This is a genomic window from Azoarcus sp. L1K30 (genome assembly GCF_018122735.1).
GTDB lineage: Bacteria > Pseudomonadota > Gammaproteobacteria > Burkholderiales > Rhodocyclaceae > Parazoarcus.
The window spans coordinates 4,359,234-4,381,574 of the sequence record NZ_JAGRRD010000001.1; the positions used below are offsets into that span (position 1 = coordinate 4,359,234).

Below are 22,341 nucleotides of genomic sequence, written 5' to 3' on the forward strand. Positions count from 1 at the left end.
GCGCGTTCTGGCGCTTCTCGTTTCCACAACTTTGCTGACTGCTTGCATCGGCGGCGGTGGCGGGGGGGGCTCCGGCGTTCCAATGGAGCTGACGATTCTGCATGTCAACGACCACCACTCCCATCTTGATGCGGAGAGCACGACGCTCACGCTGAGCAATGCCGCAGGCGCCGCCACACGGGTCGGGCTTCCCTTGGGCGGCTTTGCCCGTGTCTCGGCTGCCATGGCGCAACTGTCAGCGGCTTCGCCGAACGTTCTGAAACTGCATGCCGGTGACGCGATGACGGGTGACCTCTATTTCACCCAGAGTGAGGGCAAGGCCGATGCGGTCATGATGAATACGGTGTGCTTCGATGCATTCGCGATCGGCAATCATGAATTCGACAATCGCGATGCAGGGCTGGTGAAGTTCATCGACTTCCTGCATGCGGATTCTGCTGTGTGCAGTACGCCCGTCCTGTCGGCCAACGTGCACGCCGCCGCTGGTTCGGCGCTGGCAAGCCGTGTCGAGCCCTATACCGTGCTTGAGCGCGGCGGGCAGAAGATCGGGGTGATCGGATTGACCGTGGCGGGCAAGACGCGCAATGCCTCGCGTCCGGATGCGAGTACGGTTTTCGAAGACGAGGTTCAAAGCACTCAGAACGCAATCGATACCCTGCAGAAGAGTGGGGTGAACAAGATTGTTCTGTTGTCGCATCAGGGCTATTCGGTAGATGTCGCCATGGCTTCCCAGCTTTCCGGGGTGGATGTCATCGTTGGCGGTGACTCGCACACCTTGCTCGGCCCCGATAGCCTGCAGGCGGTCGGACTGTCGCCGAGTGGCGCCTACCCGACCGAGGCACTGGACAGCAAAGGGAAGCGTGTCTGCGTCGTTCAGGCCTGGCAATACAGTTATGCGGTGGGGGAGCTGAAGGTCAGTTTCGACCGCGATGGTGTGGTGTCGAACTGTGCCGGGCGGCCTCATATTCTGGTGGGCGACGTCTTCACCGAGGGGGCCGTCGCCGCGAGCGCTGCCGATGCCGCTGCTTATCGCGCGCAACTCGATGCTTCGGAGAGCTTCAGCGTAGTCGCGCCGTCGCCGGTTGCGGTTGCTGCGCTCGAGCCCTACAAGCTTGCAAAGGATGCGCTTGGGCTGCAGATTGCGGGCTCGAGCGTCGATGACCTGTGTTTGCGTCGAGTGCCTGGTACGAAGCGTGATACCTCACGCTCGCGCCTGGGGGATGCGTGCAATCTCGACCCCCATGTTATTGCACATGGGGGCGACATCCAGCAACTCGTGGCCGAGGCCTTTCTGCAGCAGGGACAACGTTTTGGCGGTGCGGATATTGCACTGCAGAACGCCGGTGGGGTGCGAGTGGATATTGCGGCAGGTGATGTGACGGTCGGCAAGGTCTATGAGCTGTTGCCCTTCAAGAACCTGCTGGTCCGTATGACCTTGAGCGGCGACGAGGTGGTGGCTACTCTGGAGGACGCGGTCGACTCGGTGATCAACGGCACGGGAACCGGCGCGTATCCCTATACCGCGGGCCTGCGCTTCAATGTCGATATGAATCAGCCCAAAGGTTCGCGCATCTCCGCCATCGAGTGGCGGGATGCCTCCGGTACCTGGGGGGCTTTTGACACCGCCCGGAACTACAGCCTGATTACGAACAACTTCACCGCGGAAGGCGGCGACAGTTACAACACGCTCAAGGCGGTGGATAGCGCGCGGCGCGAGGACACGTACCTGGACTATGCGGACTCCTTCCTGCAGTACGTGAAGGAGAATTCCCCTCTGCGGCGGCCCGATACCGGTGCGTTCAGCACGCAATCGTATATCGAGATGCCCTGACCGTATCCGAAGCCTCTCGCCCTCGCTGCAGGGGGTGAGGCGTGGTAGTACGGCGCCGGTCTCAGTGCCCGTGGCTTGTCCATGGGCATTTTCTCTTTGTACTGCCGTAAGGTGTCGCGAGTCCCACAGCCGGGCCTGTTGCACATCCGACAAAGTGCTCTGGCGTTGTGAAGAAAATCCAATAAAAACAGTGTGCTGAATATCCTCTAGTGCTGGCACGCGGATTGCAGAAGTATCCGCGTCAGACATCTATTAGGGGATTGATGATGGAACTCCCGGTCATTAGCAATGCCGCGCCTCCGAGTGGAGGGGGCGGGTGCAGTGAAAGTGGTTGTGGCACCGAACCGGATGCGTTGTCGCATCTGCCCGATCACATCCGCAGCAAAGTGCAGGACCACCCCTGTTATTCGGAGGAGGCTCATCACTACTTTGCCCGCATGCACGTTGCCGTCGCACCGGCCTGTAACATCCAGTGCAACTACTGCAACCGCAAGTACGACTGTTCCAACGAATCCCGTCCGGGCGTCGTGTCGGAACTGATGACGCCCGATCAGGCGGTCAAGAAGACACTCGCTGTGGCGGCCGCGATTCCGCAGATGACGGTACTCGGCATCGCCGGACCCGGCGACCCACTTGCCAACCCGGAGCGCACCTTCGAGACTTTCCGTCAGCTTTCGGAACAGGCGCCCGACATCAAGCTCTGTGTTTCGACCAATGGTCTGTCGCTACCGGACTGTGTGGACGAGCTGGCGAAGCACAACATCGACCACGTCACCATCACGATCAACTGTGTCGATCCCGAGATTGGCGCCAAGATCTATCCCTGGATCTTCTGGGAGAACAAGCGCATCCGTGGTGTGGAAGGCGCGAAAATCCTGATCGAGCAGCAGCAAAAGGGGCTTGAGATGCTCACCAGTCGCGGCATTCTGGTGAAGGTGAATTCGGTGATGATTCCGGGGGTCAACGACCAGCACCTCAAGGAAGTGTCGAAGATCGTCAAGGCCAAGGGTGCCTTCCTGCACAACGTGATGCCGCTGATCGCCGAAGCCGAACACGGTACCTACTACGGCATCATGGGCCAGCCCGAGCCAACCCCGCTCGAACTGCAGGCGCTGCAGGACGACTGTTCCGGCGACATGTCGATGATGCGTCATTGCCGCCAGTGCCGTGCCGATGCGGTCGGCCTGCTGGGCGAGGACCGCGGCGACGAGTTCACGCTGGACAAGATCGACGAGATGGAGGTCGATTACGCCACCGCCATGGTCGAGCGTGCCAAGGTGCATGAAGCGATCACCACCGAGCTCGAGATGAAGCGCGCGCTCAAGGCTGCCCCCAAGTTCAATCCGGATGCGCCGCTCGAGGACGAAGCCGTGCCCGCGACCCGCAACATCCGCATCGCGATTGCGACCAAGGGCGGCGGGGTGATCAACGAGCATTTCGGTCATGCGCACGAGTTCCTGGTGTACGAGATCGGTCCGAAGGAGCATCGCTTCCTGGGTCACCGCAAATGCACGCCGTACTGCATGGGCGACGAGTCCTGTGGCGACGGGGAGACCGTGCTCGGCGGCATCATCAGGTCGCTCGAGGGGGTCGAGGTTCTGCTTGCGAGCAAGATCGGCTTCGAGCCCTGGGCCGATCTCGAAAAGGCGGGTATCCAGCCCAATGGCGAGCATGCAATGGAGCCGATCGAGGACGCGATCCGTGCGGTGTATGACGAGATGGCGGCCGCTGGCAAGCTCGCGCTGCCGCGCGCGGACAGTGCGGCACAGGCCGCCTGACAGGAGGAAAGGACATGTCACTTGAAATCGTCGATTCCTGTGTGGGCTGTTTTGCCTGCGAGCCCTTGTGCCCCAACAAGGCCATCTCGGCCGTCATGCAGCCGGGCGAACCACTGTTCTTCATCAACCCCGACAAGTGCACCGAGTGTCTTGGCGATCATGATCTGCCGCAATGCGCGGAGATCTGTCCGATCGAAGGGGCAATCGTTGATGAGTACGGCGAGGCGCTCAACCCGCTTGGCTCCCTGACGGGTATTCCGCTTCACCTGCTCGAGCAGATGAGGGAAGCGGAATGCCGACAGTAAGCTTCTGGTGGAAGCCCGGCTGCGCGACCAACACGCGCCAGATCGGGCTGCTGCGGGAGGCCGGTTGCGAGGTCCTCGTCCATGATCTCCTGACGGAGCCATGGACGGCGGCCTCGCTGTCGGCGTTTTTCGGCTTGAGACCGGTTGCCGAATGGTTCAATCGGGCCGCGCCTGCGGTCAAGGAGGGGCGGGTAGTTCCAGCGGACTTCGATGCCGAAAGTGCACTTGCCCGTCTGCTGACCGACCCTCTCCTGATTCGCCGGCCGCTGATCGAGGTGGCTGGCGAGCGGTGCTGCGGTTTCGATGCCGGGTGGCTCGTGCAGCACGGAATCCGCCTGGCCGACGGATCCGTGCCCGAAGGCTGCAGCCATGGCGCCAGGGGGGCTTCCGCGGAATGCAAGCCGCAGAGTCCTGCAGTGCGCAACCCCGCATATCATTGCGCGCCGCCGTCAGGTGCGAGCTTTCCATGAGTCGCACCGGCGCAGTTCGTCCTGGCGAGCCGGTTGCCATTGCACCAGATGTGTTCTGGGTGGGCGCACTCGACCCCGATCTGCGCCAGTTCGACATCATCCTGCGCACGGCCAATGGCACCAGCTACAACGCATATGCCGTGCGGGGCAGCGAGGGCATCGCCGTCATCGATACGGTCAAGGCCGAATTCGCCGAAGATTTCTTTGCCCGCCTGTGGTCCTGTTGCCGTCCTGACGAGATCCGCGCGATCGTGCTCAACCATCTCGAGCCCGACCATACCGGCGCGCTGCCCGCCTTGCTCAAGGCCGCGCCCCAGGCTGCACTCTACCTCTCCTACCCGGCGCTGAAGATGCTCAAGGGCCTGGTCAAGGAGGGGTTGGACGAGGCCCGCATCATTCCGGTCGACGAGGATACGCGGGTCGAGCTCGGCGGTCGCACCTTGCGCTTCCTGCATACGCCCTATCTGCACTGGCCGGATACCCAATGCACCTGGGTCGAGGAAGACGGGCTGCTGTTTTCTGGCGACGTGTTCGGCTGCCACTTCTGCGATTCGCGTCTGTTCAACGACCGCGTCGGCGATTTCCGCTTTTCCTTTGATTATTACTATCAGCACATCATGCGGCCCTTCCGGGAGCATGTGCTGACTGCACTCGACCTGATCGAGCCGCTGGCGCTGAAACTGGTGGCCCCCGCGCATGGCCCCATCCTGCGCGATGCACCGACCAGCTATGTGCGCCGTTACCGGCAACTGGCCGCCCCACTGCTGGCCAATGAGGCCGGCGGACGCGAGAAGACCCTGCTGGTGTTCTATATCAGCGCCTACGGTAATACCGAGCGCATGGCGCAGGCGGTGCGCAACGGTGCGGAAGGCGTCGACGGTGTTCGTGTATCGATGTACGACCTTGCCGGCGGCGATCCCGGCCCTTTCGTCGACCTGATCGAGGAGGCCGACGGGCTTGTCTTCGGATCGCCGACGATCAATGGCGATGCGGTCAAGCCGGTGTGGGACCTGCTGTCTTCCCTGACTCTGGTCAAGGTCAAGGGCAAGGTCGGCGGCGCTTTCGGCTCCTACGGCTGGAGCGGCGAGGCGGTCGGGCTGGTCGAGGACCGCCTGCGCGGACTCAAGCTGCGGGTGCCGCGTCCCGGGGTCAAGGTCAAGCTCATTCCAACCGACGAGGAGCTCGAGAACTGTGCCGCACTCGGACGCGAACTCGCCGAGCATCTGGTTGGCCGTGTCGCATCCCGTCATATCGACTTTACCGCGCCTAACGCGCTGACCGCATAGGAACCGAACCATGCCCAAGGCTCAAGTCACTTTCGAGGATATCAACGTCACCGTCACCGTGCCTGCCGGAACGCGCCTCATTGAGGTGTCGGAGAAGATCGGTGCGGGCCTGACCTACGGCTGCCGCGAGGGCGAGTGCGGCACCTGCATGATGAAAATCGTCTCCGGCTCCGAGCACCTGGCCACGCCCTCGGTGCTCGAGGACAAGGTGCTCAAGGAGAACTACGCCGGCGTTGCCAACCGGCTTGCCTGTCAGGCCCAGGTGCTGGGCGGGCATGTCGTGGTGCGCCCGGGCTGAACCCGACAACAACCGGCAGAGAGGCCGTTCAATCAACCGTAGTGGAGTTTCACCATGCCTAACATCACCTTTTCGAGCCCGATCCACAAGGACAAGACTGTCTATGCCGTGGCCGGTTCGCATACCCAGACCATCCTTAAGATCGCCAAGGACAATCACATCCCGATCGATTTTTCCTGTGAGGACGGCGAGTGCGCGACCTGCATGGTCAAGATCACGCCGCTCGCGAACCACGGGCAACGTACCGACCCGATGGCCAGCCGCCTGACCGACAAGGAGCTGGTCGTGCTGCGCGAGCACAAGAAGATCAACGCGGAAGACATCGAACGCATGCGCGTCGAGGACGTTTCGGTCACGCCGTGGCGCCTTGCCTGCCAGATGATCCTGCGCGATGAGGATCTGCTGGTCGAGTACTGATTGGCAACGGGCGCACCTGACCGCACCCAGTCAGATGCGCCCAATCGAACCGCAAGGAGCAATGTCATGCTGGCACCCCTGAGTTTTCGACCTTCGCCTGTTCGTGCCGCGCTGCATGCACATCTGATGACACATGCGGCTGGTCATGCAAACGACGAATTCATTGCCCACCTGATTGCCGGATGGACCGTTGGCGAAGGCATGCTGCCGGCCGATTTCGGGCTTGGTCCCGATCGATTCTCGGCCCTTGTGGCACGGCACTTCCCCGGATTGGTGTGGCGTCCGAACAGCGCCCTTGGCGCATCACCCACGCTTCATCCCGAATTCGAGGACCTGCTTCGCTTCATCTCCGAACATGCGGCCGAGACGACCGATGGCGCGTCCGACATGGCCTTGATCGTGGCGACGGCCTGCATGGGCAACGACCACTTGTGGCAGGACCTGGGGCTGCCCTCACGGCGTGAACTGTCGCAGCTGATTGCCCTCAACTTCCCCGAACTGGCTGCGGCCAACAACCGTGACATGAAGTGGAAGAAGTTCCTCTACCGGGAGCTGTGCCAGCGCGAAGGAATCTACGTCTGCGCTTCGCCGTCGTGCGAAGCGTGTGCCGATTACGGCAACTGTTTCGGGCCCGAAGTGTGAGTGCTGCGCCCGCGCAAGGACATGCCGTGGCGCGCGACGATGGCGGCGCGTTGGCGGATCGCGCACGGGGGGCCATGCTGGGCCTCGCGATCGGCGATGCGCTGGGGGCGACGGTCGAGTTCATGACGCCGCGCGAGATCAGTGCCCAGTACGGTGTGCATGAGCGGATCTGCGGTGGCGGCTGGCTGCGGCTCGAGGCCGGTGAAGTGACGGATGACACGACGATGACGCTCGCGCTCGGTGAGGCGTGGTTGCGTGCGCGCGGCGTGCCGGATGCCGAAGCCTGTGCGCAGGCATTCGATGCCTGGATGCGCGCAAAGCCGGTCGATATCGGAAATACCGTGCGCCGCGGTATCGTGCGTTGGCGCCTGAGCGGCAGCACGGAGGCGCCGCTGTCATCGGATGCGGGCAATGGCGCCACCATGCGTTGCCTGCCGGTTGCGCTGGCGTGTCTGGGGGCGGCGCAGCAGGTCACCGCATACGCGGCCCTGGTGCAGGCTCGGGTGACCCACAACAATCCTCTGACTGATGTGGCGACCTTGTGCGTTGTGGATATGGTGCAGAGCGCACTGTTAGGGGCCGGTCAGCACGCCATCGTCGAACGTGCCGAGATGCTCGCAGCGCAATGTCCGGAGTTCGACTTCCACGGGCGTCATTGTGACAATCCCAGCGGTTACATCGTCGACACCATGCGCGCGGTATGTCAGTCGATGGCGCGTCACGACGGCTTTCGCGCGGTACTGACCGATGTCGTCAATCGTGGTGGAGATGCGGATACGACAGGCGCGATCGCCGGCATGGTGATGGGCGCGTTGTGCGGGGAACGGGCCTTGCCCCCGGCGTGGGTGGGCGCGCTGCGGCCCACGGTGCGCGCGGCATGCATTTCGATGGCGACCGGGCTGATCGAACTCGCGCCCCTGTGTTATCCACAGCCGACCAGATCCGTGATCTGAACACGGCGCGTTTCCTCGGGAGCGCGTGGCGCTTCAAGCCCTTGTTGTCCCCGCCAGGTCCGCTTGGGTCGAACCCCCGTGCTGCAGCCCGATACCCCGGGCCGGCAATCAGGCGGATTCGCGTAGCTTGCGCAGATGCGCAGCGAGTGCGGCATCCATTGTCGATAGATGCAAGTCGAACCATTCGGGCATGTTCTCGCGAACGTAGGCGCGCGCCACCATCAGCCTGCCGCCCTGGACGCTGCGATTGAAGGCCCGCAGTTCGGCAAGCACGCGCTGGTGTTCGCCGATGTGCTCGCCGGTTGCGGCAAACCGGCTGCTACGCATCAAGGCATCTTCTGCTGCAAAATGGCTGCGGCAGTGATCGAGCAGCTCGGCGAAGAGGGTCTTGAATGCTGCGTCGTCGGCTTCGCCCAGCGCAGAGACGAGGCCGATGAATGCCTGGTGGGTCGCATCCATCTCGTCAACGCCGAGTGCGTGGCGAGCCTCGTCCCATGCCGCCATGCTCAGGCGGCCTCCGTGACCGGCAGTTCGGCGAGTTCGCGCCAGTCGGCATCGACGACTTCCAGCCCGATGCGGGCGCAGAAGCGCTTTTCCTTGTCGTTGGCGCCGGGGATCAGTGCCCAGCCGGCGGGTTGGCTTGCCCCATAGATGAAATCGGCGAGGATCATGCGGATGGTGTCGCGATTGAGGCGGGCACCCATGACGAGGTAGCGCAAGCCCTGGCGGCGTTCCTTGAGGTAGGGGGGAATGGCGAAGCCGCCCATCAGTTCGGTGATGTAGTCGACGAAGTCGGCATCCGAGGCGATCCAGTTGGGCTCGGGCCACGGCGTACCACAGGGCTTGAACAGGATAGGGGCCTTGGGATCGATACCGCTCTCGTCTCCGACGGCCGCATAGGACGCACCGTCGTGGCGAAACAGCTTGTAGCGCAGGCCCCCAGCGATGCGGGCGATGCCGACGATCAGCGTGTGGGGGCGGGTTGACCAGGCCTGCTGCAGGCCAGTGTCGCGGTTGAGGTCGATGATGTAGGGCAGGTTCAGCGAGTTGAGCCATCCGTGCATCGCTGCCTGTGACCAGCCTGTGTCGGCATAGATGGTGTCGAGTGCGCGGTTGACGGTGCTGCGACCGCGCTTGAGTTCGATATTCATCGCTGCGCGCGGGAACTCGTACATCAGCCGAGGCGCCATCGGCTGGCCGTTGTTGAGTGCAAGAATGAGCTCGTCGCTGGTGGCCGGGATTTTTGCACCGGTCTTGAGATGGCTGACATCGGCAAGCGCATCGGCGCCGATGAAGGGCACCACTTCACCGGCAGCAAGGCCGGCGCGGATCTGGTCGAAGACGGTCGTCATGAGGCTTCCTTGTGGTTGCTGGGCGCGTACTTCGCGACTTCCCCCTTGTCCAGCAAGATCGGTGCCATCGCTGCAACGCGTCGCACTGGCCCGTACTCAGCGGCCCCCGGTATATCGCAGTGCCTGATTTGGTCGCATCTGTCGTGCGGCGGACATGCCAATGTTCGACTTCCGACAAGAGGCCGGCGTCATGTGCCATCCCCGGTCGACATTCAGTCCGGCAGGGGCGTGCCGGGCCCCCTGCGCTCAGCACTCGAACCGAACCGCTGCCACGCCGCCAATCACCAGGTACTCGCTTTCCCCCTGGAGCAGACCGGGCATGAGGCCGCTGAAGGCCAGAATCTTCGCCATCGGGGTGGCGCACGAAAATACATGGTCACCGAACTCGTCTGCGCGGTCCCTGCTCCCGGAAAAGGAACTGAGGTTGTTCAGTTCGACCAGTTGCCGGCCGTCATCAAGGGTGTTCAGTGTCCGCAGCCCACCGGTGTTGGAAACGCCGCGGTAGAGCAGCAGGTGTGTCTGCCCGGCGTGTCGGCGCGCAAGTTCATATTGTGTCCACGCGTACAACAAGTCGACCTGCGCCTCGAGTGCTGCGGTGGCATACAGGCCGGCGGCAACCTCGTGGTCGAAATCCTCACGTGATCTTTCGTCCTCGTCTGCCAGGGTGCCGCGATGGAAGCGGGTGAGCAGGCCGAAGCGGGACTCCACCCAGGCCTTGAGAATGGCGCCCTCACGCCGTTCCGCGTCAAACAGCCAGCCTCGCAGCAGACGCAGGTAGTCCATCTTGCTGCGATCTACGCGCGCACTTTTCGACATGCCCAGTGCGGGCGGGTCGTCGAGCATGAAATGCGCGTTCATATAGGTGCGGAACAGCTGTGCTCTCGCGGCGGGCTGATCGAGGGCGTCGAGCCGATCAAACAGCGGTTGATGCAGTGGCTGGACGCCATCGAGCGTCAGCGCACACGGCGCAAGCTGGAAGGCGAAGCTGCCAAGTGCTTCGGCTGGCAGGCTGCAGCGGTTCAGGGCGCGTCGTCCGCGCGGCGGAATCGTCATTCGCGCGATGCTTGCAGGAATTGCGACGTCAATGTTGTCGGCCCTACAAATTGTAGGGTCATTGTCGGGTGGTGAAGTGTGCTTGTCGGCCGGCAATCCAGTCGAACTCCAAATAAAACAATGCGTTATGTGTTGCGTTCGAAGCTGGCACGCTCATTGCAAAAGAGTGCTCGTGGTTCAACGCAACACAATCGATTCACAAGTTCAGTTCCGACAAGGAGTAACGCATCATGGCAAAACTTCGTCAAGCCGCCATCTACGGTAAGGGTGGCATCGGCAAATCCACCACCACCCAGAACCTCGTCGCCGCTCTTGCAGAAGCAGGCAAGAAGGTGATGATCGTCGGTTGCGATCCGAAGGCCGATTCGACCCGTCTGATCCTGCACTCGAAGGCGCAGAACTCGGTCATGGAGCTCGCCGCCGAAGCAGGCAGCGTGGAAGACCTGGAACTCGAGGATGTCATGTCCGTCGGTTTCGGCGATGTCAAGTGCGTCGAGTCCGGTGGTCCTGAGCCTGGCGTCGGTTGCGCCGGCCGTGGCGTGATCACCGCCATCAACTTCCTCGAAGAGGAAGGCGCATACGACGAAGATCTCGATTTCGTCTTCTACGACGTGCTGGGTGACGTGGTCTGCGGTGGCTTCGCCATGCCGATTCGCGAAAACAAGGCGCAGGAAATCTACATCGTCTGTTCCGGCGAAATGATGGCCATGTACGCTGCCAACAACATCGCCAAGGGCATCGTGAAGTACGCCAACTCGGGTGGTGTACGTCTTGCCGGCCTGATCTGCAACAGCCGCAACACCGACCGTGAAGACGAACTGATCATGGCGCTGGCTGAAAAGCTCGGCACCCAGATGATCCACTTCGTGCCCCGCGACAACGTTGTTCAGCACGCCGAAATCCGCCGCATGACCGTGATCGAATTCGATCCGACCGCCAAGCAGGCTGACGAGTACCGTGCCCTTGCACGCAAGATTGTGGACAACACCAAGTTCGTGATCCCGACCCCGATCACCATGGACGAGCTCGAAGAGCTGCTGATGGAGTTCGGCATCATGGAGCAGGAAGACACCTCGATCGTCGGCAAGACCGCCGCCGAGCTGGCTGCCGCTGCTGCTGCCTGATTGATTCCGGCAGGCTTGCGCCTGCCCAAGAAGCCTGATGGCGCAAGGATCTTGCGTCATCGGGTGTCGAGCAAACCTACCCACGCCGTGCACAGATTGGTGTCGTCGTGAACAGGAGAAGCAAGATGTCTACGCTCACCCGTGAAGAAACCGAGAGCCTTATCCAGGAAGTGCTCGAGGTCTATCCCGAGAAGGCCAAGAAGGATCGCGCCAAGCACCTCGCGATCAACGATCAGTCGATCGAGCAGTCCAAGAAATGCATCACCTCCAACCGCAAGTCGCTGCCCGGCGTGATGACCATCCGTGGCTGTGCCTACGCAGGTTCGCGCGGTGTGGTGTGGGGTCCGGTCAAGGACATGATCCACATCTCCCACGGTCCCGTCGGTTGCGGTCAGTACTCGCGCGCCGGTCGTCGTAACTACTACGTCGGCACCACGGGCGTGAATACCTTTGCCGAGATGAACTTCACCTCCGACTTCCAGGAGAAGGACATCGTTTTCGGCGGCGACAAGAAGCTCGCCAAGATCATGAACGAGATCGAATCCCTGTTCCCGCTGCACAAGGGGATCACGGTTCAGTCCGAGTGCCCGATCGGCCTGATCGGTGACGACATCGAAGCCGTCTCCAAGAAAGCTGCCAAGGAACTCAACAAGGTCGTGGTGCCGGTGCGCTGCGAAGGCTTCCGCGGCGTGTCGCAGTCTCTCGGTCACCACATCGCCAACGACGCGGTGCGCGACTGGGTGCTGTCGAACCGCGACGGTCAGCATTTCGAATCGACCCCGTACGACGTCACCATTATCGGCGACTACAACATCGGCGGCGACGCCTGGGCATCGCGCATCTTCCTCGAGGAGATGGGCCTGCGCGTGATCGCTCAGTGGTCCGGCGACGGCACCATCGCTGAAATGGAGAACACCCCGAAGGCGAAGCTGAACCTGCTGCACTGCTACCGTTCGATGAACTACATCAGCCGTCACATGGAAGAGAAGTACGGGATTCCATGGATGGAGTACAACTTCTTCGGCCCGACCAAGATCGAAGAGTCGCTGCGTCGCATCGCGGCCTTCTTCGACGACTCGATCAAGGAAGGCGCCGAGCGCGTGATCGCCAAGTACAAGCCGATGATGGAAGCCGTCATCGCCAAGTACAAGCCGCGTCTGCAAGGCAAGCGCGTCATGCTCTACATCGGCGGTCTGCGTCCCCGTCACGTCATTGGCGCTTACGAGGACCTGGGCATGGAAGTCGTCGGTACGGGCTACGAGTTCGGCCACAACGATGACTACGATCGTACGATCAAGGAAATGGGCAACGCCACGCTGCTGTACGACGACGTCACCGGCTTCGAGCTGGAAGAGTTCGTCAAGCGCATCAAGCCCGATCTGGTTGGCTCCGGCATCAAGGAGAAGTACATCTATCAAAAGATGGGCATCCCCTTCCGCCAGATGCACAGCTGGGACTACTCCGGCCCGTATCACGGCTTTGACGGCTTCGCCATCTTCGCCCGTGACATGGACATGACGCTGAACAACCCGTGCTGGGGCAAGCAGACCCCGCCGTGGAAGGCCGTCAAGCCCGCCGAAGAAGTGAAGGCCGCTGCGTAATAGCACGCGAGTCAGCCGGGTACGACGTCGCGATCCGCCTGTGATTCCGGCCTCCCGTTTCGGGGGTCAGATGAATCGGGTCGCGATGCTTCGCCCGGCGCGCAAAGTGTTGATGCGCGGAGGCACCTCCGCGCAACCCAAAACCTTGTGCCTGACGTCCGCAGATTGGCGGCGCAGGCAAGGAGCCAGAAATGCAGACCGTTGACGATATCAAGCCCTGCTACCCCCTGTTCCGTGACGACGACTACAAGGCGTCGCTGAAGAACAAGCAGGATCTGTTCGAAGAACGCCACCCGGCGGACAAGGTTGAGGAAGTGTTCCAGTGGACCACCACCAAGGAATACCAGGATCTCAACTTCAAGCGCGAAGCGCTGACCATCAATCCGGCCAAGGCTTGTCAGCCGCTCGGCGCCGTGCTGTGCTCGCTCGGTTTCCACAAGACCCTGCCGTATGTGCATGGTTCGCAAGGCTGCGTGGCGTACTTCCGCACCTACTTCAACCGTCACTTCAAGGAGCCGATCTCCTGCGTCTCCGATTCGATGACGGAAGATGCGGCAGTGTTCGGTGGTCAGAAGAACATGTTCGACGGCCTGGAAAACGCCAAGGCGCTGTACAAGCCCGACATGATCGCCGTGTCGACCACCTGCATGGCCGAGGTGATCGGTGACGACCTTAATGCCTTCATCAACAACACCAAGAAGGCGGGTCACATCGAACAGGACTACCCGGTTCCGTTCGCCCACACGCCGTCGTTTGTCGGTAGCCACACCACCGGCTGGGACAACATGTTCGAGGGCATCGCACGTTACTTCACCCTCAACAGCATGGAAGGCAAGGTTGCCGGCTCCAACGGCAAGCTCAACTTCGTGCCGGGCTTCGAGACCTACCTCGGCAACTACCGCGTCATCAAGCGCATGATGGGCGAGATGGGCGTCGATGCAACCCTGTTGTCCGATCCCACCGAAGTGCTCGATACCCCGTCCGACGGTGAGTTCCGCATGTACTCGGGCGGCACGACGATGGATGAAGTGAAGGACGCGCCGAATGCGCACAACACCATCCTGCTGCAGCCGTGGCAACTCGAGAAGACGAAGAAGTTCGTCGAAAACACGTGGAACCACGACATCCCGAAGCTCAACATCCCGATGGGCATGGAGTGGACCGACGAGTTCCTGATGAAGGTGTCCGAGATCACCGGCAAGGAGATTCCGGAGTCGCTGGCGCTCGAGCGCGGCCGCCTGATGGACATGATGCAGGACAGCCATACCTGGCTCCACGGCAAGAAGTTCGCGCTGTACGGCGATCCCGACTTCGTCATGGGCATGGTCAAGTTCCTGCTCGAACTCGGTGCCGAACCGACCCACATCGTGTGCAACAACGCCAACAAGCGCTGGGGCAAGGCGGTCGAGAAGATGTTGGCCGAGTCGCCGGTGGGCGCGAGCTGCAAGGTTCACGTTGGCGCCGACCTGTGGCACCTGCGCAGCCTGTGCTTCACCGACAAGCCCGATTTCCTGATCGGCAACTCGTACGGCAAGTACATCCAGCGTGATACGGTCCATAAGGGCAAGGAGTTCGAGGTGCCGCTGATCCGTCTCGGCTTCCCGATCTTCGATCGTCACCACCTGCACAGGATGACCACGCTGGGTTACGAGGGCGCGATGTACATCCTCACCACCTTGGTCAATGCTGTCCTCGAGCGGCTCGACGACGAGACCCGCGGCATGGGTACCACCGACTACAACTACGACCTGATTCGCTAAGCAGAAGGTCGTCCGGAACGGCTGCGGGGGGAACCGCCCTCACGCAAGCCGACGCCGGGTGTTGTCGTGGCCAGGGGCAAATACGCCCCTGGCGTCGGACCTTGTGTCCGAGCCTACAAGGAGGTCCGTTGTGGCCAATATCATGATTCGCAAGAACGACGCAGGCGGCCTGGTGTTCTACCTGCCCAAGCGCGACCTCGAGGACAACATCGCCTCGATCGAGTTCGACACTCCGGCGAAGTGGGGTGGAGAACTCAAACTCGCAAGTGGCGGAACGTATTACATCGAGCCCCAGGAAGCACCGGCACGACTGCCGGTTTCCGTGCGTGCAAAGCGAGTGGATGCGCCCGAGTAAGGGCGTTTTCTCATTGAAAGGAGTTCATCATGGCGCTCAAGATCGTTCAGGCTGAATGCACGTCATGTGGCGATTGCAAGCCGGTTTGCCCGACCAAGTCGATTACCGACAAGGGCGGCATCTTCAAGATCAACCCCGATACCTGCACCGAGTGCGAGGGCGAGTTCGACGAGCCGCAGTGCGTCGCCGTGTGCCCCGGTACCGATACCTGTATCGTGCCGCTCGCGGCCTGATCCTGAATCCGGAGCGCGTCGTCGTGGCGCGCTCCGTCCGTATTTCCTGTCCCGAGAGGTCAGTCATGAACGCCACTGCCAGTTCCTCCGCCAGCCCGGTAACCCGCGAGGCCGCCTTGCGTATTGCGCTGGCCGCCCGCGCCCTGCCCGACGTCAAAGTGTCAGCGTTCGTGCGCGCGCTAGGCGACCGACTGGGCACCCCGGTGACCGAGAGCAAGCTTGCCCGTGTTACCGTCGCCGATATCAAGGCCATGCTGCAGGGCGATGAGATCGTGGATCCGGGCGTGGACGCGCATGCGCTGAAGGCGGCCGTGCGCTATCTGTGGGGGGAGGGTATTGATGACGGGGCGCCCGTGCCGGACGCCGCTTTGCCTTCCAGCGAGGGGCTGCTCAGGGTTGCGGTGGCTTCGAACACCGGTGAGAAGCTCGATGGGCATTTCGGTTCCTGCAGCCGTTTTCTGGTCTATCTGGTCTCCGAGTCGGACGTCGTGCTCGCCGAGGTGCGGTCGACGCGGGCGGCGGATGAAGCCGAGGACCGCAACGTCGCGCGCGCAGAACTTATTGGCGACTGTCACCTGGCGTACATGCAGTCCATTGGCGGTCCGGCCGCGGCGAAAGTGGTGCGTGCGGGTATCCACCCGGTGAAATATCCGGTGGGCGGGGATGCGCGCGAAGTGCTGGCGCAATTGCAGGGAACGCTCAGCTGCCCGCCGCCTTGGCTGGCCAAATTGCTCGGACGCGAGTCCGTCAGTCTCAGACGCTATGCCGCTAGCGAGGAGGCCGACGCATGATTACCACCGAGATATTGAACAAGACGGTCGAAATCGTGGGACGGGTCGGACACGGCGACGGCTGCGTGAGTGTCTTGCGCAAGGAATGGCCGGGGCTGCGCTTCGTCGCGTGTTCCGAAGACGACGTTCCTGCCCGCCTCAAGCCTGCACTTGAGGCTGATGGCTTCAACCTGTACTACGTTGGCGGTGGGGAGCATTGCCTGGCGTTGTCGCAAGATGCGGAGTCGGCGATCGGCCTTGTGGTGGCGACTGTCGAAGCCTGATGCCCGGCAGGCGCTGCCGGATGCGCATGGAGATTGATTTCTCGACCGCTTGAGTCAGCGGGGTGAATGCCCCGCCGACTATCGAAGTTTCGGTCTCACGCCGGGTTTTCGGCAGTCCCGATCAGCCGCGAGGCGGGAGGAAGATCTCCGCTTCGCCACTCAGTACCTCGGTCGCGCCCACCGAGCATACGGTAGCAAACACGGCTCGCCGTTTCTCCGGCTTGAGCGATGTCAATGTGACGCGTGCGACTACGGTGTCTCCTACCTTTACCGGCGCCTTGAACTTGAGGGTCTGGGACAGGTAGATGCAGCCTGGCCCGGGCAGGCGTGTGCCGAAAACCGTCGAAATGAAGGCGGCCGACAACATGCCATGGGCGATCCTGCCGCCAAACATGGTGCTGGCCGCGAATTCGGCGTCCATATGGACGGGGTTGGTGTCGCCCGACACTCCGGCAAACATCAGGATGTCGGCTTCACTGACAGTGCGCGATACGGCCGCAGTCATGCCCTCCATGAGTTCTTCGAAGTTGTAGCCATACATTTCCTGAAAATTGCGTGTTTCAGCCGACATTGCGTTCTCCAAGTTGTGGCACGTGTGGTGTTCAAGGCGCGTCTGGCGCGCAAAGCATATCGTAAGTACCTGCTGATGGTCGCATGGATCTCACTGCAATGGCGTCATTCGTGCAGTGCAGCAGAAATGCAAAGCGGCTGTGTTAATATCGCGCATTCGATTGCAAATAGAATCAAAAATTTCCTTAAATACAGCCAGTTAGTGGGAAATTCAGGTGGCAATGGTACGTCTGAACGCTTTCGTGACTAGTTTAACGGGTGGGTATGGGCTGATGCGTTATCTTTGTGCCGAGGACGCTTCGCGGGTGATTTCGGGTGCGTCCAGCGCGCAGTGGCGCTCAATGATTGGTTTCAAGGAATAATCATGGTGAAGGTCTTCAGCCACTATTTCCCCTCACATACGTTGCAACAGATCCTGCTCGACGCATTGCTGCTCTTTGCTGCGGTGGTCATCGCGATTACTTTCCAGTCCCATGCCGAGACTGTCGAGTGGATCGTCGTGTTGCCTTCGGCATTGGTTTTCGCATTGCTGATGGTGGGCTTGAATTCGGCAATGGGCTTGTATCGACCCGCAGCCGAATACTCCCATCGCGCTGCTATTGCACGGGTCTTGTTGTCGGTCGTCGTCAGTGTGCCGGTCGCCTTTGCCGTCTTTCGCTGGCTGCCGTGGTCGGGCTTCAATTCCGGGGCCATGCAGGCCTCGGTACTGCTCATCCTTGGCGTCGTGCTGTCGATGCGGGCAACGGTAAACCGCCGTCAGTCGTCTTCCTTGTTTGCGCCGAGGGTGCTGATTCTTGGGACCGGCCCCGATGCAGTGTCGGTGCAGCGTGCCCTTACCGCGCCCGGTCAGGGCGGAATCGAAATCGTCGGGTTTTTCTCCGGTGGAGGGGACGACCCCATTGAGGTTGATGCGCGGCAAGTGGTGTCTGGGACCGGTTTGGTCGATCTGGTGCGCCGCCTGCGTGTGAATGAGGTCATCGTGGCGGTGCGTGAGCGTCGAGGAGGGGTCTTGCCGCTGCGCGAACTGCTCGATTGCAAGCTCGCGGGTGTGCGCGTGCTGGATCTGTCCTCGTTTTTCGAGCGTGTACAGGGGCAGGTCAGGGTTGATTCGCTGCGCGCGAGCTGGCTGATTTACGGGGACGGCTTCAGGCAGAGTCTCGGGCGCGCCATCGTGAAGCGCTGTTTCGATCTGGTCGCCGCCACCATTCTGCTGATTCTGTCCGCACCGGTCATGTTGATCACCGCACTGTTGATTCTGCTCGAAGATGGCGGGCCGGTTTTCTATCGGCAGGAACGTGTCGGCCTGGGCGGCAAGATCTTCAAGGTGACGAAGTTCCGCAGCATGCGTACCGATGCCGAGAAGGATGGCAAGCCACGCTGGGCTAGCTCCAACGATGATCGGGCCACCCGTGTGGGAAGCTGCATCCGCAAGATGCGGATTGATGAGTTGCCGCAGTTGTTCAATGTGCTGGTGGGCAACATGAGCCTGGTGGGGCCGCGGCCTGAGCGCCCCTACTTCGTGGATCAGTTGGCGCGCGAGATTCCCTTCTATGGAGTGCGCCACTGCGTCAAGCCGGGTGTGACGGGCTGGGCACAGGTACGGTATCAATACGGATCGTCGGTGGATGATGCAATCCAGAAGCTGCAGTACGATCTGTTCTACGTGAAGAACCATACCCTCGTGCTCGATATACTCGTGCTCTTCGAGACGGTGCGGGTCGTGCTGACGGGAGAAGGCGCGCACTGACGGACTCGCCGGGCTTTGGCACAAGGGCTCTGTCGCGGGTTTTTTGCTGCCGAAGGCTGAGATAGGGGTCTGTGTTGGCTGATTTCGCGGTTTGGGGCTACGGACTGGCGGCCCTTGTCTACTTCATTTTCGGCATCTATCTCTATGCCGCTTGGCGAGGTGCCCTGAAGGGTGGCTTGCTGCTGCTCACAATCTCGGTGTCCTTCCTCTGGGCGCTGAGCTCGGCCGTATTTGCCAGCACGCAGGTCGCCTGGCTCAATCAGCTTGCCTTGGCGCTCGATGTGTTCCGTTCGGCAAGCTGGTTTGCGTTCCTGGTCTTGCTCTTGCGTCCGCTCCTGGCGCCAGCGGCACGCTGGCCGCTAGGCATTGCCGCGTTCATTGTCGGGTCTCAACTGATCGGCGTGCTGGTCTCCGGCTTCGAACTCGTCGGTGCGGAACTGGGAATGCGCTTTCACATCGCCTTGTCACTGGCGTCCGCCGTGTATGGACTGGTGCTGGTCGAGCAACTCTACCGCGGCATGCCTACGGAGTCGCGTTGGGGGCTCAAGCCGCTGTGTGTAGGACTGAGCGCAAGCTACATGTTTGAGCTTTACCTGTTTGCCGAGGGTTTCCTGTTCGGCAGGCTGGACATGGATGTCTGGGCCGTCCGTGGTCTTGCGCACGCGCTCGTCGTGCCGCTGGTGGCGCTTTCGGGTGCGCGGAATTCCTCCTGGTCATTGCGGATGTCGATGTCCAGAGAGGCGGTCTTCCATTCGACGTCGCTGGCCGTTGCAGGCTTGTATCTGCTGGCAGTCGCAGGCGCAGGTTACTACGTCCGCTATTTCGGCGGGGGATGGGGACGCGCGCTGCAGGCGGCTTTGTCCTTTGCGGCATTGCTGTTGCTGGCGCTGTTCTTCTTTTCCGGCGCTCAGCGGGCGCGAATGAGGGTGTTGATCAACAAGCACCTTTTTCCGTATCGCTATGATTACCGGAATGAATGGTTGCGGTTTACGCAGGCCCTGTCGTCTGCCGATGGCAAGCTGGATCTGGGGGAGTCGGTCATCAAGGCATTGTCCGATCTGGTCGAAAGCCCGGGTGGAACACTCTGGTTGCGGGGGCTGGACGGGACGGTGCGAACGCACTCGAGGCTCAATCAGCCCCGAATCGACGCATCCGAGCCCTCGGGGTCCCCTTTTCTCGCCTTTCTCGAAGCGCGCGAGTGGGTGGTCAATCTGGAAGAGTATCGGACAAGTCCGGCTGTATATAAGGGGCTCGAATTGCCGGAGTGGCTGGCGCTGTTTCCCGATGCCTGGCTGCTGATCCCATTGAAGAGCGCGGGCAGTCTCGTCGGTTTCGTCGTCCTTACGGCGCCGCGGGCGAGTTTCGAGGTCGACTGGGAGGTTCTCGACCTGCTCAAGACCGCACAGCGCCAAGCCGCCAGTTACCTGGAAAGAATGCTGTCCGCCGAGGCGCTGTTGGAGGCACGCAAGTTCGAATCCTTCAACCGTATGTCGGCGTTTGTGGTGCATGATCTGAAAAATCTGGTCGCGCAGCTGTCGCTGATGCTGAAGAATGCCGAGCGTCATCGCCATAATCCGGCGTTTCAGGAGGACATGCTGGAAACTGTTGCGCACGTGGAGGCACGCATGCGCGCATTGATGGCACAGTTACAGGAGAAGCGCTCGATCGACCCGACCCGGAGCGTGGATGTGGCGGCGGTACTCGAATCGATTTGCCGTCGTCGCAAGGATCAACTTCCGCGTGTCGATCTGCTCCTGCCTGCCGACGGTACATGCATCGTGCGGGCGCATCCCGAACGGCTCGAGCGGGTGATCGGGCATATCGTGCAAAATGCGCTCGAGGCGACGCCAGAGAATGGTAAGGTAATAGCCCGTCTGGGTGGGAATGATGCCGATCGGGTTGTCGTCGTGGTGCAGGATACGGGGTGCGGTATGTCCGACGACTTTCTTCGCGAGCGCCTCGCGCGCCCGTTCGAGACGACCAAATCAAGCGGTATGGGGATCGGCGTGTTCGAGACCAGACAGTACATCAGGGAATTGGGAGGCGACGTTCGCTTTGAAAGCGAAGCGGGCGTCGGAACATGTGTGACCATCGAGTTGCCGCGCGTGGCCAGAGGCCATTCGGGCCAGGAGCAGGGAGTGGTCAGTCAGCATGACTGAGAAGCAGCGTACCCTACTGATTGTTGAAGACGACCCCGCGCTGCAAAAGCAGATGCGCTGGGCGTTCGACGGCTTTGAAACCGTTCTTGCAAGCGACCGGGAGAGCGCGATCGCTCAATTGCGGCGCCATGAACCGGCCGTGGTCACGATGGATCTCGGTCTTCCACCGAGCCCCGATGATGTCTCCGAGGGATTCTTGTTGCTGGCCGAAATGCTTGCGCTGGCGCCGGATACGAAAGTGATCGTGCTGACCGGGCAACACGACCGCGAGAATGCCGTGCGTGCAGTTGGCATGGGCGCCTATGACTTCTTCGGCAAGCCATTCGAGCCCGAGTTGCTCTCCCTGACCATTGACCGGGCGTTTCGGCTGCATGATCTCCAGGCCGAGAATGCCCGCTTGCGTGAAAGTCAGGCCGGCCCGCTTGCCGGTTTGCTGACTCGCGATCCGTCGATGCTGAAGGTCTGCCGGATGATCGAGCGGGTGGCCACCGCCACGGTCACTGTCGCGCTTCTGGGAGAGAGCGGGACCGGAAAGGAGGTGCTGGCGCGAGGCTTGCACTCCATGTCGCCGCGCGCAAAGGAGCGTTTCGTTGCGATCAATTGCGCGGCGATTCCGGAAAACCTGCTCGAAAGTGAGCTGTTCGGTTACGAGAAGGGTGCATTCACCGGCGCCGCCAAGCAAACCCTTGGAAAGATCGAGACGGCACACAAGGGAACGCTGTTCCTGGATGAAATCGGTGATCTGCCCATGCCTCTGCAGGCAAAGTTGCTGCGATTCCTGCAGGAGCGGGTCATTGAACGCATTGGCGGGCGACAGGAGATCCCGGTCGATGTGCGCGTGGTCTGTGCGACCCACCGCGATCTCAAGGCGCAGATTCAGGCGGGCCAGTTTCGCGAAGACTTGTACTATCGTCTGGCGGAGATCGTGGTTGACATACCCGCCTTGCGCGACAGGGAGGGGGATGCCGTGCTGCTGGCGCATGCGTTTGCCCAGCGCTTTGCAAGCGAGAATGGCCGCGGAAGCCTTCATCTGGCGGAGGACGCGATTCCTGCAATCGAGTCGCACCCTTGGCCAGGGAACGTGCGTGAACTGGAAAATTGCCTGAAACGCGCCGTGATCATGGCCGACGGAAACCGCATTACCGCCGAAGACCTTGGCCTTGCGAGTGCGGACGAGGATCTTGAAAAGCTCAATCTCAGGCACGTCCGTGACGAGGCCGAGCGCAAGGCCGTCGTCAGGGTCCTTGCTCGAACCAACGGCAATATTGCCAAAGCCGCAGAGGTGCTCGGCGTGAGCCGGCCGTCACTCTACGACCTCATGAATCGTTTCGGATTGAAGAAGGAGAGTTGAAC

23 protein-coding genes are annotated in these 22,341 nt (G+C 61.4%); 19 read left to right on the plus strand and 4 right to left on the minus strand.

Annotated features, from left to right (window positions below):
* Positions 1–82: 82 nt before the first annotated feature.
* From J5J83_RS20095 to draG, 9 genes are all read left to right on the plus strand, one after another.
* A complete protein-coding gene (locus tag J5J83_RS20095) occupies positions 83–1,831 on the plus strand; it encodes a 5'-nucleotidase C-terminal domain-containing protein (protein WP_212351704.1) in 1,749 nt (582 codons plus the stop codon).
* Positions 1,832–2,184: 353 nt separating this feature from the next.
* Complete coding sequence (gene nifB, locus J5J83_RS20100) at positions 2,185–3,609, plus strand: nitrogenase cofactor biosynthesis protein NifB (RefSeq protein ID WP_249115800.1); 1,425 nt, start codon at positions 2,185–2,187, stop codon at positions 3,607–3,609.
* Between the two features lie 14 nt (positions 3,610–3,623).
* Positions 3,624–3,914, plus strand: coding sequence for a 4Fe-4S dicluster domain-containing protein (locus J5J83_RS20105; RefSeq protein WP_212351706.1), 291 nt, complete (start codon positions 3,624–3,626; stop codon positions 3,912–3,914).
* Positions 3,902–4,384, plus strand: coding sequence for a hypothetical protein (locus J5J83_RS20110; RefSeq protein ID WP_212351707.1), 483 nt, complete (start codon positions 3,902–3,904; stop codon positions 4,382–4,384). Before J5J83_RS20105 ends, J5J83_RS20110 begins: the two co-directional genes overlap by 13 nt.
* Positions 4,381–5,670 (plus strand): FprA family A-type flavoprotein, encoded by a 1,290-nt coding sequence (locus J5J83_RS20115; protein WP_212351708.1) that lies wholly within the window; start codon positions 4,381–4,383, stop codon positions 5,668–5,670. Before J5J83_RS20110 ends, J5J83_RS20115 begins: the two co-directional genes overlap by 4 nt.
* Before the next feature lie 10 nt (positions 5,671–5,680).
* Positions 5,681–5,968 (plus strand): 2Fe-2S iron-sulfur cluster binding domain-containing protein, encoded by a 288-nt coding sequence (locus J5J83_RS20120; protein ID WP_212351709.1) that lies wholly within the window; start codon positions 5,681–5,683, stop codon positions 5,966–5,968.
* 54 nt (positions 5,969–6,022) lie between these two features.
* A complete protein-coding gene (locus J5J83_RS20125) occupies positions 6,023–6,385 on the plus strand; it encodes a 2Fe-2S iron-sulfur cluster-binding protein (RefSeq protein WP_108949295.1) in 363 nt (120 codons plus the stop codon).
* Positions 6,386–6,451: 66 nt separating this feature from the next.
* Positions 6,452–7,027, plus strand: a complete 576-nt coding sequence (locus J5J83_RS20130; RefSeq protein ID WP_212351710.1) for a nitrogen fixation protein NifQ — start codon at positions 6,452–6,454, stop codon at positions 7,025–7,027.
* Positions 7,028–7,053: 26 nt separating this feature from the next.
* Positions 7,054–7,980 carry an ADP-ribosyl-[dinitrogen reductase] hydrolase gene (gene draG / locus J5J83_RS20135; RefSeq protein ID WP_349251928.1) on the plus strand — a complete coding sequence of 309 codons (927 nt, stop codon included), beginning with the start codon at positions 7,054–7,056 and terminating at the stop codon, positions 7,978–7,980.
* 108 nt (positions 7,981–8,088) lie between these two features.
* On the opposite strand, the gene J5J83_RS20140 is transcribed toward draG, so the two are convergent.
* The 3 genes from J5J83_RS20140 to J5J83_RS20150 all read right to left on the minus strand — a co-directional run bounded on the left by J5J83_RS20140 (position 8,089) and on the right by J5J83_RS20150 (position 10,385).
* Positions 8,089–8,484: a hemerythrin family protein gene (locus J5J83_RS20140; protein WP_249115801.1), complete on the minus strand. Its 396-nt coding sequence runs from the start codon at positions 8,482–8,484 to the stop codon at positions 8,089–8,091.
* A 2-nt stretch (positions 8,485–8,486) separates the two neighbouring features.
* On the minus strand, positions 8,487–9,332 hold the full coding sequence (locus tag J5J83_RS20145; protein ID WP_212351711.1) for an SIR2 family protein: 846 nt from the start codon (positions 9,330–9,332) through the stop codon (positions 8,487–8,489).
* Positions 9,333–9,578: 246 nt separating this feature from the next.
* Positions 9,579–10,385 carry an NAD(+)--dinitrogen-reductase ADP-D-ribosyltransferase gene (locus J5J83_RS20150; RefSeq protein ID WP_212351712.1) on the minus strand — a complete coding sequence of 269 codons (807 nt, stop codon included), beginning with the start codon at positions 10,383–10,385 and terminating at the stop codon, positions 9,579–9,581.
* A gap of 230 nt (positions 10,386–10,615) precedes the next feature.
* On the opposite strand from J5J83_RS20150, the gene nifH reads away from it, so the two are divergent.
* The 7 genes from nifH (at position 10,616) to J5J83_RS20185 (ending at position 16,512) form a co-directional block, all read left to right on the plus strand.
* The gene (gene nifH / locus J5J83_RS20155; RefSeq protein ID WP_212351713.1) at positions 10,616–11,509 is read left to right on the plus strand and encodes a nitrogenase iron protein; all 894 of its coding nucleotides are present in this window, start codon (positions 10,616–10,618) and stop codon (positions 11,507–11,509) included.
* A 125-nt stretch (positions 11,510–11,634) separates the two neighbouring features.
* Entirely contained in the window at positions 11,635–13,110 is a 1,476-nt protein-coding gene (nifD, locus tag J5J83_RS20160) for a nitrogenase molybdenum-iron protein alpha chain (RefSeq protein ID WP_212351714.1), read from the plus strand.
* A 191-nt stretch (positions 13,111–13,301) separates the two neighbouring features.
* Positions 13,302–14,870, plus strand: coding sequence for a nitrogenase molybdenum-iron protein subunit beta (gene nifK, locus J5J83_RS20165; RefSeq protein ID WP_212351715.1), 1,569 nt, complete (start codon positions 13,302–13,304; stop codon positions 14,868–14,870).
* Positions 14,871–15,000: 130 nt separating this feature from the next.
* Positions 15,001–15,225 carry a putative nitrogen fixation protein NifT gene (nifT, locus tag J5J83_RS20170; RefSeq protein WP_108949288.1) on the plus strand — a complete coding sequence of 75 codons (225 nt, stop codon included), beginning with the start codon at positions 15,001–15,003 and terminating at the stop codon, positions 15,223–15,225.
* Between the two features lie 29 nt (positions 15,226–15,254).
* Positions 15,255–15,458, plus strand: coding sequence for a 4Fe-4S dicluster domain-containing protein (locus J5J83_RS20175; RefSeq protein WP_108949287.1), 204 nt, complete (start codon positions 15,255–15,257; stop codon positions 15,456–15,458).
* A gap of 65 nt (positions 15,459–15,523) precedes the next feature.
* Positions 15,524–16,249, plus strand: coding sequence for a dinitrogenase iron-molybdenum cofactor biosynthesis protein (locus tag J5J83_RS20180; protein ID WP_212351716.1), 726 nt, complete (start codon positions 15,524–15,526; stop codon positions 16,247–16,249).
* Positions 16,246–16,512 carry a DUF6129 family protein gene (locus tag J5J83_RS20185; protein ID WP_212351717.1) on the plus strand — a complete coding sequence of 89 codons (267 nt, stop codon included), beginning with the start codon at positions 16,246–16,248 and terminating at the stop codon, positions 16,510–16,512. The genes J5J83_RS20180 and J5J83_RS20185 overlap by 4 nt, the downstream gene beginning before the upstream one ends.
* 121 nt (positions 16,513–16,633) lie before the next feature.
* On the opposite strand, the gene J5J83_RS20190 is transcribed toward J5J83_RS20185, so the two are convergent.
* Positions 16,634–17,083, minus strand: coding sequence for a MaoC family dehydratase (locus J5J83_RS20190; protein ID WP_212351718.1), 450 nt, complete (start codon positions 17,081–17,083; stop codon positions 16,634–16,636).
* 363 nt (positions 17,084–17,446) lie between these two features.
* On the opposite strand from J5J83_RS20190, the gene J5J83_RS20195 reads away from it, so the two are divergent.
* The 3 genes from J5J83_RS20195 (at position 17,447) to prsR (ending at position 22,339) form a co-directional block, all read left to right on the plus strand.
* Complete coding sequence (locus tag J5J83_RS20195) at positions 17,447–18,829, plus strand: TIGR03013 family XrtA/PEP-CTERM system glycosyltransferase (RefSeq protein ID WP_212351719.1); 1,383 nt, start codon at positions 17,447–17,449, stop codon at positions 18,827–18,829.
* A gap of 74 nt (positions 18,830–18,903) precedes the next feature.
* A complete protein-coding gene (prsK, locus tag J5J83_RS20200; protein WP_212351720.1) occupies positions 18,904–20,988 on the plus strand; it encodes an XrtA/PEP-CTERM system histidine kinase PrsK in 2,085 nt (694 codons plus the stop codon).
* Positions 20,981–22,339, plus strand: a complete 1,359-nt coding sequence (prsR, locus tag J5J83_RS20205) for a PEP-CTERM-box response regulator transcription factor (RefSeq protein WP_212351721.1) — start codon at positions 20,981–20,983, stop codon at positions 22,337–22,339. Before prsK ends, prsR begins: the two co-directional genes overlap by 8 nt.
* Positions 22,340–22,341 lie beyond the last annotated feature (2 nt).